Annotated in this window: 13 protein-coding genes; 5 read left to right on the forward strand and 8 right to left on the reverse strand. The window is 47.2% G+C overall.

Annotated elements, in window-relative coordinates; genetic code table 11:
• Position 1 precedes the first annotated feature (1 nt).
• Positions 2-226, reverse strand: a complete 225-nt coding sequence (locus tag XMA152_RS01095) for a DUF2798 domain-containing protein (RefSeq protein ID WP_173482461.1) — start codon at positions 224-226, stop codon at positions 2-4.
• 183 nt (positions 227-409) lie between these two features.
• Here XMA152_RS01095 and XMA152_RS01100 point away from each other — a divergent pair, with 183 nt between their 5' ends.
• Positions 410-1,075: a GntR family transcriptional regulator gene (locus XMA152_RS01100; RefSeq protein ID WP_173480893.1), complete on the forward strand. Its 666-nt coding sequence runs from the start codon at positions 410-412 to the stop codon at positions 1,073-1,075.
• A 173-nt stretch (positions 1,076-1,248) separates the two neighbouring features.
• On the opposite strand, the gene XMA152_RS01105 is transcribed toward XMA152_RS01100, so the two are convergent.
• Genes XMA152_RS01105 through XMA152_RS01130 form a run of 6 tightly spaced genes read right to left on the reverse strand, consistent with a single transcriptional unit; the run spans position 1,249 to position 6,084 of the window.
• Positions 1,249-2,091, reverse strand: coding sequence for a class III extradiol dioxygenase family protein (locus XMA152_RS01105; RefSeq protein WP_173482462.1), 843 nt, complete (start codon positions 2,089-2,091; stop codon positions 1,249-1,251).
• Positions 2,084-2,440, reverse strand: a complete 357-nt coding sequence (locus tag XMA152_RS01110) for a protocatechuate 3,4-dioxygenase (RefSeq protein WP_173480895.1) — start codon at positions 2,438-2,440, stop codon at positions 2,084-2,086. The genes XMA152_RS01105 and XMA152_RS01110 overlap by 8 nt, the downstream gene beginning before the upstream one ends.
• A gap of 9 nt (positions 2,441-2,449) precedes the next feature.
• The gene (locus XMA152_RS01115) at positions 2,450-3,322 is read right to left on the reverse strand and encodes an amidohydrolase family protein (RefSeq protein WP_173482463.1); all 873 of its coding nucleotides are present in this window, start codon (positions 3,320-3,322) and stop codon (positions 2,450-2,452) included.
• Positions 3,323-3,337: 15 nt separating this feature from the next.
• Positions 3,338-4,396, reverse strand: a complete 1,059-nt coding sequence (locus tag XMA152_RS01120) for a 4-oxalomesaconate tautomerase (RefSeq protein ID WP_173482464.1) — start codon at positions 4,394-4,396, stop codon at positions 3,338-3,340.
• Positions 4,389-5,066 carry a 4-carboxy-4-hydroxy-2-oxoadipate aldolase/oxaloacetate decarboxylase gene (locus XMA152_RS01125; protein WP_173480898.1) on the reverse strand — a complete coding sequence of 226 codons (678 nt, stop codon included), beginning with the start codon at positions 5,064-5,066 and terminating at the stop codon, positions 4,389-4,391. Before XMA152_RS01125 ends, XMA152_RS01120 begins: the two co-directional genes overlap by 8 nt.
• Positions 5,067-5,076: 10 nt before the next feature.
• Positions 5,077-6,084: an amidohydrolase family protein gene (locus XMA152_RS01130; RefSeq protein ID WP_173480899.1), complete on the reverse strand. Its 1,008-nt coding sequence runs from the start codon at positions 6,082-6,084 to the stop codon at positions 5,077-5,079.
• 143 nt (positions 6,085-6,227) lie between these two features.
• Here XMA152_RS01130 and XMA152_RS01135 point away from each other — a divergent pair, with 143 nt between their 5' ends.
• Together XMA152_RS01135 and XMA152_RS01140 are read left to right on the forward strand one after the other, a co-directional pair.
• Positions 6,228-7,439: a LysR family transcriptional regulator gene (locus XMA152_RS01135; protein WP_173482465.1), complete on the forward strand. Its 1,212-nt coding sequence runs from the start codon at positions 6,228-6,230 to the stop codon at positions 7,437-7,439.
• A gap of 126 nt (positions 7,440-7,565) precedes the next feature.
• Positions 7,566-8,510, forward strand: a complete 945-nt coding sequence (locus tag XMA152_RS01140; RefSeq protein WP_173482466.1) for a Gfo/Idh/MocA family oxidoreductase — start codon at positions 7,566-7,568, stop codon at positions 8,508-8,510.
• A gap of 175 nt (positions 8,511-8,685) precedes the next feature.
• On the opposite strand, the gene XMA152_RS01145 is transcribed toward XMA152_RS01140, so the two are convergent.
• Entirely contained in the window at positions 8,686-9,621 is a 936-nt protein-coding gene (locus XMA152_RS01145; protein WP_173482467.1) for an AEC family transporter, read from the reverse strand.
• 110 nt (positions 9,622-9,731) lie between these two features.
• On the opposite strand from XMA152_RS01145, the gene XMA152_RS01150 reads away from it, so the two are divergent.
• Entirely contained in the window at positions 9,732-11,537 is a 1,806-nt protein-coding gene (locus XMA152_RS01150) for an EAL domain-containing protein (protein WP_173482468.1), read from the forward strand.
• 80 nt (positions 11,538-11,617) lie between these two features.
• Positions 11,618-13,243: an alpha-D-glucose phosphate-specific phosphoglucomutase gene (locus XMA152_RS01155; RefSeq protein WP_173482469.1), complete on the forward strand. Its 1,626-nt coding sequence runs from the start codon at positions 11,618-11,620 to the stop codon at positions 13,241-13,243.
• Positions 13,244-13,256 lie beyond the last annotated feature (13 nt).

Genomic DNA, 13,256 nt, shown 5'->3' on the forward strand with positions numbered 1-13,256 from the left:
CCTACTGGGTGCAAAGCTTTTGAGTCAGTGCAGCCACTCGGCGACCAAAAATTAGAATCACAGAGAAGGCAATCGGCCATGCAACCAGATAAGCGAAGCCCCAGCGCTCCATAAAGCCCTCTCCTAAACCGGTATTCACCGTGGTAATCACGAAGGTCATGATCGTTACCATCACCAGAGACATTAAAACGGATTGAACGAGAGGTGCGCGTTTTTTAGAAAACATAGATAATCCTATTAATTAGTAAATTCTAATATTGGCAATGATACGGGATTAGCTTGTAAATATTAAGAGCAGAATTCTACATATCTAAGAGATTAAGACCTACTTAAACAGTTAAATGCTCAATAGCTTTAATTTTCAAGATAAGAGAAAATATAGGCTAATAGATACAAATGGAGCCTAAGGGTGGAAAACCAAGAAACCCCGTCAACCTACCAACAACTGCGTACAGATATTTTAGAGGGCAATATAGAGCCTGAATCGAAGTTATCGATTGCTGTCTTAGCTAACCGTTATGGATCCAGTGCGGCTCCGGTTCGTGAGGCACTCTCAAGGCTCGCCGCAGAGGGGTTGGTAACTCGTCGTGGTCAGCGTGGTTATTGGGCTGCACCTATTTCAGCGGATGAGTTTGTTGAGGTGAGTCGTCTGCGGGAAATGCTTGAAGTGGATGCTTTTAAGCAGTCGATCAAGCTAGGTGATCTCGATTGGGAGGCGGCCATTGCAGGAGCACGCCACCGCGAATTAGCGGTTAAGTCACAGTCTGCTGGGCAAGAAGATGATCAGGTACTTGCGCGTACTCGTGAGAATCGCCGTTTTCACATGGCACTCATTAGCGCCTGTCCCTCTGAGTGGCAGTTACGCTTCATATCGACGCTGTATGATCAGGGTGAACGCTTTCGCCGTTTGGCATTAACCAGCCAGCCATTGAATAAACCATCAGGTAAAGATGAACACGAAGAGCTTATGAATGCCGCATTTGCGCGAGATATTAAAACGGCTACAGAACTGCTTAGACTGCACATCCGTTCATCCAATGAGAAGGTGATGAATACGCTCTTTCCAGAGCGGTAAAAGCAAGTCGCGGTTTGTCGCTTCGCTCCAATTCGCTTCTACAGAAGAGCTGCGAACAAGGTCCGACTGTAGGAGCGAACTCAGCGCAGTTGAGACCGCGAAAATATTCTAGATCATTTCGAAAAGCACAAAAAAAGCGCCAATAGGCGCTTTTTTCAGTTCAACATCCTATATCAATCTTTAGGCACTAGAAGCTGTACACCAGCGGCTGTGTTTGAGATTGGAGCGATCAAGACGTTGACCAGCTCGTCAACAGGGCCGGAACAAGCACCACGCATTGCTAACCACATAGCCAACTCGACACCCTGTGCACCGGCAATTTCCGTGAGTTCATCATTGGTGTAGTGGGTCAGTGACTCTGGATCAGTGACCAGTTTATCCATACACATCTGGTCGAACTCAGTATTTAGGTAGCCTGCACGCTCGCCATCTAGCTGGTGCGATAGACCGCCAGTACCTAGTACAACGACAGTCTGGTCACTATCCCAAGAGCGAATAGCATCACCAATCGCTTTACCAAAAGCATATGAGCGAGATGGTTTAGGCATAGGGTGACGTTCACAGTTAATCGCGATAGGAATCACCTTAGTGCCTTTGTAGGTATGGCCTGGGTAGAGGACAGACATAGGAACTGTCGCGCCGTGATCCACTTTGATGTCCTGACAGACGGTTGGGTCGAATTCGTTTTCGATCAGGTAGTTAACGATGTGCCAAGATAGATCTGTTTCACCCGTTAGAGGTGGGATAGGTTTGATACCCCAGCCTTCATCGGCGTTGTGGTACTCGTCTGCACAGCCGATAGAGAAGGTTGGTTTCTTATCCAAGAACATCTCTAGACCATGATCGTTATAAAAGAGTACAGCGATGTCTGGCTTGTTCTCGTTGATCCATTCGCGAACTGGTACATATGCTGCGAATAGGTCTTTCCAGTAAGGGGTATCCTCAATGCCGCGATCAACCGCAACACCAATAGCAGGAACGTGTGATGTGCCGATAGCACCTAAGATTTTAGCCATTCGTTTTGCCCACTCCCTGACTGTCTAAATAAGCTTGGAACTCTTCAGTCGTCTGGCCGGTCATGATGCCGCCAACGTCCTGTACGTTAAGGCCAAGCGTGCCCGCAAATTTTGCAAGGTAGTAGATACTGCCGCCATTACGAAGTAGAGCGATGATGTCGCGCTTCAGGATCGCCTCTTTCTGTGCAGGGTTCAGCTTAAACTTATCGCAGTAAGCCGCTTCGTCTTGACGAAACTCTTCGCGACAGCTCTCCTCGTTGAAAGAGAAACACATCTTATTGAGGTTGTAGCCGAGTTTTGCTGCTACGCCATCAAATTTGTATGTTCCTTCAATGATCGGTTCAATCATAAGAACTCCTTATCGTTCCCAGTACAAACGCATTGGGTTGTCGATCAATAGTTTACGCTGTAGCTCTTCAGTTACGGCGATCTGTGGAATCACGTCAACTAGTGCGCCATCATCAGGTGTGTGTGATTTCATGTTCGGGTGCGGCCAGTCTGTACCCCAAAGCACGCGATCTGGGAAAGCTTCAACGAGTGCACGCATGAACGGCACAACGTCAGAGTAGTCCGGTGCCTGTAGCGTCAAGCGCTCAGGACAGCTGACTTTCGTCCACACCTTATCGTTGTTACGCATTAGATCCATGAAACGCTGGAAGTCAGGGTGATCAACACCATTAGCCACGTCTGGGCGACCCATGTGGTCAACCACGATGGTTGTGTTTAGCTCGTTAAGGAACGGGATTAGATCTTCTAGATCTGGCGCTTCAAAGTAGACAACGATGTGCCAGCCTAATGGTTTGATCTTCTCAGCGATCGATAGGAACACCTCTTTAGGGGTTGTATCGACTAGACGTTTAACGAAGTTAAAACGAACACCGCGGACACCCGCTCTATCCATCGCTTCAAGTTCTTCTACCGTGATCGCTGGGTCAACGACCGCTACACCGCGTGCTAGATCGCCTGCAGTCTCAAGTGCGTCAACCAGTGCTGCATTGTCTGTGCCGTGACAAGAAGCCTGAACAATCACGTTACGACTGAAACCAAGGTAATCACGCAGAGCAAAGAGTTGATCTTTTGATGCATCGCAAGGTGTGTATTTACGCTTGGGGTGGTATGGGAATTTATCCGCAGGACCAAATACGTGGCAGTGTGCATCCACTGCACCAGCAGGCGCTACAAAGTCAGGCTTTTTAGGGTTGTCGTGAAACGGGCGGTAATCTGCATCCATGTTCTTTATTCCTAATTATTCAGCGAAAACTTCGCCATCAAATAGTTTTCGCGCTGTGCGTAATAGTGCAGCGCTTTTCGGTTGGCCATCCTGATCGATATCAATAACAACCGTCATTTCTCCGATCGGGTGCTCAACGGCTAAGGTTTTTCTATTGCCTTCAGGTAGGGTGGCTACTGAAGCGGCAGGAGAGTTCGGCAAAATGGCTGCGGTAGCAACGCTGACTGCACCCAATACACCGATAGAGGCGTGGCAGCGATGAGGGATGAATGTACGTGTAGATAGCGCACCACCATCGGTTGCTTCGCTCACCATACTCATCTTAGGTACAGACTTCTCAGTCACATCGCCGAGATTCATCATTGGACCCGCTTGTAAGCGAATGGCTTCAAGCTTGGCGCGAAGGTCGCTATTAGCTTCTAACTCTTCACGAGACTCACTGCCTGTAATACCCATATCCGATGCCCGCATTACGACTACTGGCATGCCGTTATCGATCAGGGTGCATTCAACACCGTCGATCAGATCAACTGCGTTACCGGTAGGAAGAAGGGCGCCACAAGATGAACCCGCTGTATCAAGGAACTCTAGAGGGACCGCAGCCGAAGTGCCTGGTACGCCATCAATCTTTGAGTCGCCTTTATAGGAAACCTGGCCGTTTGGTGTAGCTACTGTCGCGATAGCGATCTGGCCCGTGTTCTCCATAAAGATACGAACCTGAGTCTCATTGCCCGTTGCTTGAACTAGGCCACGCTCAATGGCGAAGGGACCGATACCTGCCAAGATATTGCCACAGTTCTGCGCATCGGTAACGATTGCTTGATCAACAAATACCTGTAAAAAGAGGTAATCGACATCGGCATCGACACGATCAGAGGCACTGACCACGGCAACTTTTGAAGTCAGTGGATCAGCGCCACCAAGACCATCAATCTGGCGTGGATCTGGAGAGCCCATCATTCCTAAAAGAAATGCGTCTCGTGCGGCAGTTTCTGAAGGTAGGTCGCTCTTTAAGAAGTAACCACCTTTGGAGGTACCGCCGCGCATCCACATGCAGCGAATGCCATTAGACATACTTAAGGCCTTTCTCTTCTAGACGAGGGCGCATGTTGTAGATATCAAGACCTAATTCACCATTGGCCATACGAACGCGTTTCTCCTCTTCGCGAGCTTCACGCGCTAGGGCCTCTTTAAGAACCTCTTCGGCCTCGTCGCGGCGAACAACACATACGCCGTCATCGTCAGCAACGATGATATCGCCTGGGTAGATCAATGCCTCAGCACAGACCAGTGGGATATTCACTGAGCCTAGAGTCTCTTTGATGGTGCCTTTGGCGTAAACCGCTTTAGACCAGACTGGGAAATCCATCTCTTTAAGGATCGCAGTATCACGAACACCGCCGTCAATGATAAGGCCCTGTACGCCGCGCGATTTCGCTGAGGTCGCCAGTAGGTCACCAAAGAAGCCATCAACAGAAGGTGAGGTGGGTGCAAATACCATGATGTCACCAGGTTTACACTGCTCAATAGCTACGTGCATCATCCAGTTATCACCGGCAGCACCAGAGATGGTCACTGCACTGCCTGCAATAGAGCGACCAGAGTAGATTGGGCGCATGTAGTGGGCTAATAGACCACGACGACCCTGAGCTTCATGAACGGTTGCAACGCCCAATTTAGCAAGACCTGCGATTACTTCTGAATCAGCTCGTTCAATATGTTGAACAACTACGTTCTCTGCCATGTTCCTCTCCTTAAACCTTCAAGCGACTGAATACACGTTGAGCGTTACCCGAGAAGATCATCTCTTTCTGCTCAGCATTCACTTTGGTTGTCGCATCGATGTATTGTTTAGTGTCATCGAAGTAGTGACCTGTCTCAGGATCGATTCCACGAACCGCACCGATCATCTCAGACGCAAACAGAATGTTTTCAGTTGGAATAACGTCAAGAAGGCAGTCGATCCCTTTCTGGTGGTAGACACAGGTATCAAAGAAGACGTTATTCAAAACGCGCTCTTCAAGCTCAAAACCTTTATCCAATGCCATACCGCGGAAACGACCCCAGTGGTAAGGAACTGCACCACCACCGTGAGGGATGATGATCTTAAGTGTTGGGAAGTCTTTAAATACATCCGACATCATCAGTTGCTGGAATGCAGTGGTATCTGCGCCTAGGTAGTGTGAACCTGTCGTATCAAAGTTGTGGTTGCAGGCAGCTGATACGTGGATCATCGCTGGGATGTCGTACTCACACATCTTCTCGTAGATAGGGTAGAACTCACGAGCCGAAAGACGGCTACCGTTCCAGTGGCCACCTGATGGATCTGGGTTAAGGTTGATACCAATAAAGCCCATCTCCTCAACAGTACGTACGATCTCTGGTACAGACTTAGCTGGATCAACACCCGGTGACTGAGGAAGCTGTGCCACAGGGACAAAGTTCTCTGGGAATAGGTCGCAGACACGGCGAATGAGGTCGTTTTGGTTTTCAGTCCAGAACTTAGAGGTGTGTTCATTACCCACATGGTGAGCCATCCAGCTGGCACGCGGTGAGAAGATAGTCAGATCAGTGCCACGCTCTTGCTGAAGTTTTAACTGATTGTTGATGATCGACTCGCGGATCTCATCATCAGTAACACCAAAGTCCCCTTTTTCACCGACAAAATCTGGATTCTTTTCTACTTCTGCTTTTTGAGCTTCACGCCAAGCGCCAACACCAGGAGGTGTCGTTGTGTAGTGACCATGGCAATCGATAATCATGTCTCAAACGTCCTTTTATAATGAATTGGATTTCTATGTTTCTATCCTCTCTATATCGCCTTTTTTAAGCTATTTAGTTTTTACTTTTTAGGTATTTGTTTTTGATATAGGTATTTAAATCACATCAGGTTACAATGACCCTTATGTTCAAGAATCTTCCTAACATACGACATCTTCGGGTATTCATTGAGGTCTCCAATGCAGGAGGCATAAGTCAGGCTGCAGAGCGTGTCTTTCTCTCTCAACCCGCTATGACTCAAGCTATTGCAAAGTTAGAACGCTTGCTCGGAGTAAAGCTGTTTGAGCGCCAGTCCAGTGGTATGTATCTGACTGAAGCGGGTGAAATATGGGAGGCTAGGGTGAATAGCGCCTTTGCTGTCCTAAGGCTGGGTCTGGCCGATGCGCTGTCGTCTATGTCGAATCGTCGAATGGAAACCATTGAACGCATCATGACGCAGCTGACGACGACCCAATTAAAAGCACTTGTCGCGGTTACTGATGCACAAAACTACAGTGTTGCAGGTCGAAATCTGGGCGTATCACAATCTTCACTGCATCGATCAGCTCGTGAACTTGAGTCATTAATGGGACTCTCCCTGTTCGAAAAGACCAGTACCGGCATTGCGGCAACACGAGCGGCCAAAGTGTTCTCCAAATCAACTAAGCTGGCCATTTCAGAGATTCATCAAGGACTTCAAGAGTTGTCAGGTCTTGGTGATGGTCGTGAAGTGGGGCGGATGCGCATCGGCAGCATGCCATTAGCGCGTACCTCGCTGCTGCCCAAAGCGATTAATGAATTTACCAAAGCTTATCCTGGTATCACTTTAGAGTTGGTTGATGGGCCCTATGAAGATCTTTTAGCCCATATCCTTCAGGGGGATGTGGATCTCTTGGTCGGTGCGTTGCGTTTCCCGATCCCAACCAGTGATATTGTTCAAGAAGAACTCATAGCGCCTCCATTAGCAATTGTGGCACGCAAAGGGCATCCCGCTCTCAATATAGATCAGATTACTCGAGAGGACCTTCTTAACTACGGTTGGGTTATCCCAAGAAGTGGGGCGCCAACCCGCAACCTATTTGAAGAACTGATTCTGCAAGGTGAGGAGAGGGAAGGTCTATCCATCGTCGAAACCAGTTCCCATGTGCTGATTCGAGAGCTGTTACTTGGGGGTGATCGACTCACGTTAATCTCTCAGCATCAGTTGGAGTTTGAGTTATCCAAAGGGGATTTGGCGGTGCTGCCTTTTGAAATATCAGGCACTAAACGCCCCATCGGCATTACCCGTCGCAGCTCATGGAACCCCACTAATGCCCAGCAAAAATTTATCGATCTACTGCGGCTGGCCGTATCTTAGAAGCGGTTTGGTCTAAGCTTGCATTCACATTTTTGAATGACGTCTAGAATTTTTAACGGTTCTATAAAAGATCCATTTTGATAATCTTAGGGACAATATTTATCCATTCGAATTAGGGAGACACTAATGAGAGTTTGTGTTGCAGGCGCTATGGGCGCTTTTGGTCTAAAACACTTAGATGCATTGAGTAACATTGAAGATGTTGTTGTGACGTCAGTGGTTGGTACTAAACCTGATGCCATTGCTGAGTTTGCTAAAGAGCGTGGTATCGCTCACGCAACAACAGATCTTGCTGAATCCCTGGCACGTGATGATGTTGATGCGGTCATTCTTGCAACTCCGACTCAAATGCACGCCTCACAGTCTATTCAGTGTCTTGAAGCAGGCAAGCACGTCATGGTTGAAATCCCAATGGCGGATAACATTGAAGACTCAATCAAACTGGTCGAGACACAAAAGCGCACGGGTTTGGTAGCCATGTCGGGTCAGACTCGCCGCTTCAACCCAAGCCACCAGTGGATTCATAACAAAATCCAAGCGGGTGAGCTTAAGATTCAACAGATGGATGTTCAAACTTACTTCTTCCGTCGTTCTAACAAGAACGCACTCGGTAAGGCTCGCTCATGGACGGATCACCTGCTTTGGCACCACGCTTGTCACACCGTGGATCTATTCCAGTACCAGACTGGCGAGAAGTGTACAAAAGTACAAGCGATGCAGGGTCCAATTCACCCAGAACTTAACATTGCAATGGACATGTCGATTGGTATGAAATCAGAGAGCGGTGCACTGTGTACACTCTCTCTATCATTCAATAACGACGGTCCATTTGGTACTTTCTTCCGTTACATCTGTGACAAGGGTACCTACATCGCCCGTTACGATGATTTGGTTGATGGAAACGAGAACCCAATTGATCTCTCCGGCGTTGCTGTTTCTAACAACGGCATCGAACTTCAGGATCGTGAATTCATTGCGGCGATTCGCGAAGGTCGCGAGCCAAACTCAAGCGTTCAGCAGGTATTGCCAGCAATGGAGACACTGCACCAGCTAGAGCAGCTTTTGGATTAAGCGTTAGCTTGTCGTTAAAAAGGCCGCTGTTGCGGCCTTTTTGTTGCCTTCTGTTTCTGGAATACGCTGAGAGAGCAGGTGACAGGCTGAAGGCCGGTCACTGGCACGAAGATGTCAAGGCAAGCACCGGTGACTGGCTATCAGCCTGTCATCCGCCCTCAAATTACGCTCCGGTCTACAGCACAAACGCCAAAACAGTGTTCAGCGTCGCGTAGGACACTACCGTAGTCAGTAGCAATGAGCTGGCAGCCGTCTTCGCAGCGCCATAAGGTGCAGCGAGAATAGGGTAGATGGTGAACATGGGTGAAGCGGTGATGACCATCAGAGCTATCTGCCACTGACGATCGAAGTCCCACCAAAGGGTAATCAGCAGAAGGGCCAGAGCAGGTTGAATCAACAGTTTTGCCCCAGCAATCATACCCAACGTACTTAAATCATCGCGAATAGAGTTTCCTACTAAAGAGCCTCCAATAACGATCAGCGCTGCGCCACCAGCCGCTTTTGCGAGTACCCCTAAGCTTTCGTCGATGAACAACGGCAGTTGAAAGCCGCTTAACGATAAGATTAAGCCAACCGCTATTGCGATGAGTATGGGGTTGTTGATGAGGCGTTTAAAAATAGAGCTTAGTGAGCCTAACAGCGTTTTGTCTTTATGATCAGCTGAGAAGTACTCAGTAGTCAGGAGCGCTAAAGGCAGTACCACTAGATTTTCGACCAGTATACAGACTACCAATACTTGAGCGGCCATATCGGGCATGACCTGCAGCAGAATAGGGTAGCCAACAAAAATACTGTTGGGCATAGCGGCCCCAATGGCTAATGCTGATGACTGTTTAGCGTCACCCTGTCTGACGCTCCGAATCAGACCCAACGAAATGAAGAAGGTAGCGACTGCGGAAATAGCGTAAATCGATACGTAATCGCTATTAAAGATATCAGCAGGGCTATTCTTAGATAGATTGCCCACAATGATCGCCGGTATGCAAAACACCAAAACAAAGCGGGCTATCCCAGGGATAGCCTCCTTAGACAGTGCGTTATATTTAACGGCTAAAAACCCAAGAGCCATTAACGTAAAGAGCGGTGCGGTAATCCCGAGAACGTTCATCATCTAAACCTTTCATCAAAGAGGTTCTATCTTATCGAGCCCTGAGACTTGGTGGTAGCGATTCGCCCCTGATTGCCATAAAATCAATAATCTATTCGAAAAAGTGATGGCTAATGCAAGTTCGAGATTACAACCGCAATAACTGGTTCAAGAACCGTCGAAGCCTGTTTAGGTTGCTGATTAATGCGTTGCTGTTGATATCTTTAGCACTTTCACTTTTAACTCTGCTTCAGCAGCTTTTCACAGATTTATTGACGGGCTCCTACTTTTACCCGCTCACTCTCTCTTTGTTAGTCATCCAATATTTTGTGCACCGTATTCATTTAAGCTGGGGAGGAGCGGTCGCATTCCTTACTATGGGAGCGGGTTCAATATCGCTAGCCTTAGTGTCGGAGGATATAGCATTAGCCTATTTGTCAGGTGCGCTTTTGCCAGTATTGCTTCGCTTTGTATTGGCTCAAAAATGGGTATTACTCTTCATACCTATCTGGCTCTCTCTCCTCTTATTTATTCACTCCTATCGCGTACAAGAGGAGCTGGTTTCTGAGCTCTATACCCATCTAATAACGCTCTCTTACTCCTTGCTAGTTTATGGTTCAGTAGCGGTACTGTTTAATCGTATCTACTCTCTTGTTTTTGATAGAGAGCGTAAAGAAAACAGCGACTTAACGGCTGAATTTATAGATAACTATCAAATTCATCAGCATTTTGATTGGCTCAGAAATAAGAATCCTGACGGTGTTGTAAGAGTCTATGGTGTCTACATTAAAAATATCCTGGATAGTGTGGGAAAAAGTTCAGAAAGTTCGATTGAATTTAAAGAGAGCGTTGCTCAATTTAATCAGTTATTAAGGGAAGTTTGTCCTGCAGGTGCATCCATTGGCAGGCTTGATAATGGGGTTTACGTTCTGATGTCAGAGCGACGGTTTTGGGACGCATTTGAGCGTGGACTTCGTCAGTTAAAAAAAGAGGCAACTGATCTCTCGCCGATTGTTGTTTCAACCGATACCCCTAATGACTCAACTGATCTGGATAGTGCGCTGCATAACTTGGATACAGTATTTGTGCGTGCCACTAAAGAGAAGACAGATTTTGCTCGATTCAATTTGAAAGATCGTGATCATCTTAACAGCCAAACAGATATTCAATCTTATGAAGTCTCTCAGGCATTTGCTAATCATGAGATACAGATGTTCTTTCAGCCTAAGGTCGATATTAAAGATAACAATAGACTGGTAGGTGCGGAGGCACTGGTCCGCTGGATTCACCCTGAGAAGGGCTTACTAACACCAAAAGATTTTGTCGATCTTCTTGAGTCCTCCCCATACAGGCTTACATTTATAAACAGTGTCGTTGAGCAATCTGCACATTTTTGCGAAACGATGAAACAGTCGGGTCTACCGATCTCGGTTTCATTTAACTTAAGCGCCAATGATCTTCAGGATTTGCGTGTCACCTACGAGTTGAGTCAGGTTCAAGAAAAGTACGGTTTTAGTGCCGGAGAGTTACAGATTGAGCTGTCTGAACAGGAGACAGACGTCTCTTTGGATAACTTAAAGCGCTCCTTAAATGCCGTGAAAGAGCTAGGTTACTCAATCGCCCTGGATGATTTCGGTACCGGAATGAGCTCACTCGCCTATTTTCAAAACCTACCCGCCGATACCATCAAACTAGATCGAGCCTTTATCAAAGACATTCATCTAAACCCCTCGTCTGAGCATTTAACGAAAATGGTCGTTGATTTGTCCAAAGCGGAGGGGCTGACAGTCGTAGCAGAAGGGGTTGAGAACGCCTCGGAGGCAGATAGACTGCTTAAATTAGGTGTTGATCAGGTGCAGGGGTTCCTATTTGGTAAACCTATGCCGGCTACTGAGTTTCTTCAATTTTACGGCTTAGAAATAATTGAAGATGATGTTTAAAAAGCGGCATATATCTTGCTAGTTTTTATCTAACTCTTTCCAATCGTTAATGGTTTAAACCTAATCTATATGTGGTCTTAATGAATAGAAAAGTCATCACAACAACACCTTATTCTGGTCAGAAACCAGGTACGTCTGGCCTTCGAAAAAAGGTTAAAGTATTTCAACAACCTAACTACTTAGAGAATTTTGTTCAGGCTGTTTTTGACTCTTTAGAGAGCTGCCAAGGCCAATCACTCGTGATCGGTGGTGACGGTCGTTATTTTAACCGTGAGGCGATTCAAACCATTATTAAAATGGCGATCGCCAATGGCTTTGAAACCTTAATCGTGGGTCAAGCTGGAATTCTTTCAACGCCAGCAGCCAGCTGTGTGATCCGTAAATATGGTGCAATCGGTGGATTGGTGTTGTCAGCCAGTCACAACCCAGGTGGCCCTGATGAAGACTTTGGCATTAAATTTAATCGTGCCAACGGTGGCCCTGCAAGTGAGACCCAGACGGACAGTATTCACCAAACGACGGAAACCATTACTCGATACTTTACGATTGATGCTGAACCTGTAGATCTTGATAGTGTTGCAGAGGTTAGCATTGGAAATGCGCTGATTAAGGTGATTGATCCTGTCACAGATTATGCTGATCTGATGGAGGAGTTGTTTGATTTTAAAATCATGAAACAGCTCTTGAGCGGTTCAAACTTCACATTTCGTTTCGATGCCATGCATGCTGTGACTGGGCCCTATGCACAAGAGATATTCATCAACCGGTTGGGCGCACCAAAAGAGAGCGTTATCAACGCGATTCCAAAAGAGGATTTTGGTGGTCATCACCCCGACCCCAATCTTGTTCATGCAGCCGAACTGGTCAAACAAGTCAATGAACAAGGGTTAGATTTCGGTGCCGCTTCGGACGGGGACGGCGATAGAAATATGATCATTGGCAACCATTTTTATGTAAACCCATGTGACAGTTTGGCTGTATTAGCCGCAAACGCACAAAAGATTCCCGCCTATGAAGATGGATTAAAGGGTGTCGCTCGCTCAATGCCAACCAGTCGTGCAGTTGACCGTGTGGCCGAAAAACTCGGTATCAACTGTTATGAGACTCCTACCGGTTGGAAATTCTTTGGCAACCTGATGGATGATGGCCGTATCAGCTTCTGTGGTGAGGAGAGTTTTGGTACCAGCTCAGATCATGTTCGCGAGAAAGATGGACTTTGGGCTGTTCTATGCTGGATCAATATTCTGGCCGCGACCGGTCAATCGGTCTCTGAACTGGTTAAGGATCATTGGCATCTATTTGGAAGGGATCTATTTACCCGCCATGACTATGAATCAATCGATTCAGACAGTGCAGCCAATATGATGCAGCAGCTAACAGCCTCTTTGGATAGTCTTTCAGGAGAGACCTTTGACGGCGTCACCGTGACTCTGGCCGATCAATTCAGCTACTCAGACCCTGTTGATGGCTCCGTCAGTAATAATCAAGGCGTGCGTATACTTTTAGATAACGGAGGTCGTATCGTTGTTCGGCTATCTGGAACCGGCACGGCCGGTGCTACGCTGCGTGTCTATCTAGATCAGTTCACTCAGGATGAGTCCATCGCAGACACACAAGCAGCTTTGAAACCTTTAATCGAGTTGGCGAATCAGTTGATCGGTATTGAGCAATTTACAGGACGCACAGCACCTGACGTTATTACTTGATAGAAGGTGTGGC

Origin of the sequence: Marinobacterium sp. xm-a-152, from assembly GCF_013282965.1 — a bacterium.
Lineage (GTDB): Bacteria > Pseudomonadota > Gammaproteobacteria > Pseudomonadales > Balneatricaceae > Marinobacterium_E.

What these genes read in the sequence shown, in the direction of transcription:
- XMA152_RS01095 (WP_173482461.1), bottom strand. Translation starts at nt 226, where the DNA reads ATGTTTTCTAAAAAACGCGCACCTCTCGTTCAATCCGTTTTAATGTCT.
- XMA152_RS01105 (WP_173482462.1), bottom strand. Translation starts at nt 2,091, where the DNA reads ATGGCTAAAATCTTAGGTGCTATCGGCACATCACACGTTCCTGCTATT.
- XMA152_RS01110 (WP_173480895.1), bottom strand. Translation starts at nt 2,440, where the DNA reads ATGATTGAACCGATCATTGAAGGAACATACAAATTTGATGGCGTAGCA.
- XMA152_RS01115 (WP_173482463.1), bottom strand. Translation starts at nt 3,322, where the DNA reads ATGGATGCAGATTACCGCCCGTTTCACGACAACCCTAAAAAGCCTGAC.
- XMA152_RS01120 (WP_173482464.1), bottom strand. Translation starts at nt 4,396, where the DNA reads ATGTCTAATGGCATTCGCTGCATGTGGATGCGCGGCGGTACCTCCAAA.
- XMA152_RS01125 (WP_173480898.1), bottom strand. Translation starts at nt 5,066, where the DNA reads ATGGCAGAGAACGTAGTTGTTCAACATATTGAACGAGCTGATTCAGAA.
- XMA152_RS01130 (WP_173480899.1), bottom strand. Translation starts at nt 6,084, where the DNA reads ATGATTATCGATTGCCATGGTCACTACACAACGACACCTCCTGGTGTT.
- XMA152_RS01135 (WP_173482465.1), top strand. Translation starts at nt 6,228, where the DNA reads ATGTTCAAGAATCTTCCTAACATACGACATCTTCGGGTATTCATTGAG.
- XMA152_RS01140 (WP_173482466.1), top strand. Translation starts at nt 7,566, where the DNA reads ATGAGAGTTTGTGTTGCAGGCGCTATGGGCGCTTTTGGTCTAAAACAC.
- XMA152_RS01145 (WP_173482467.1), bottom strand. Translation starts at nt 9,621, where the DNA reads ATGATGAACGTTCTCGGGATTACCGCACCGCTCTTTACGTTAATGGCT.
- XMA152_RS01150 (WP_173482468.1), top strand. Translation starts at nt 9,732, where the DNA reads ATGCAAGTTCGAGATTACAACCGCAATAACTGGTTCAAGAACCGTCGA.
- XMA152_RS01155 (WP_173482469.1), top strand. Translation starts at nt 11,618, where the DNA reads ATGAATAGAAAAGTCATCACAACAACACCTTATTCTGGTCAGAAACCA.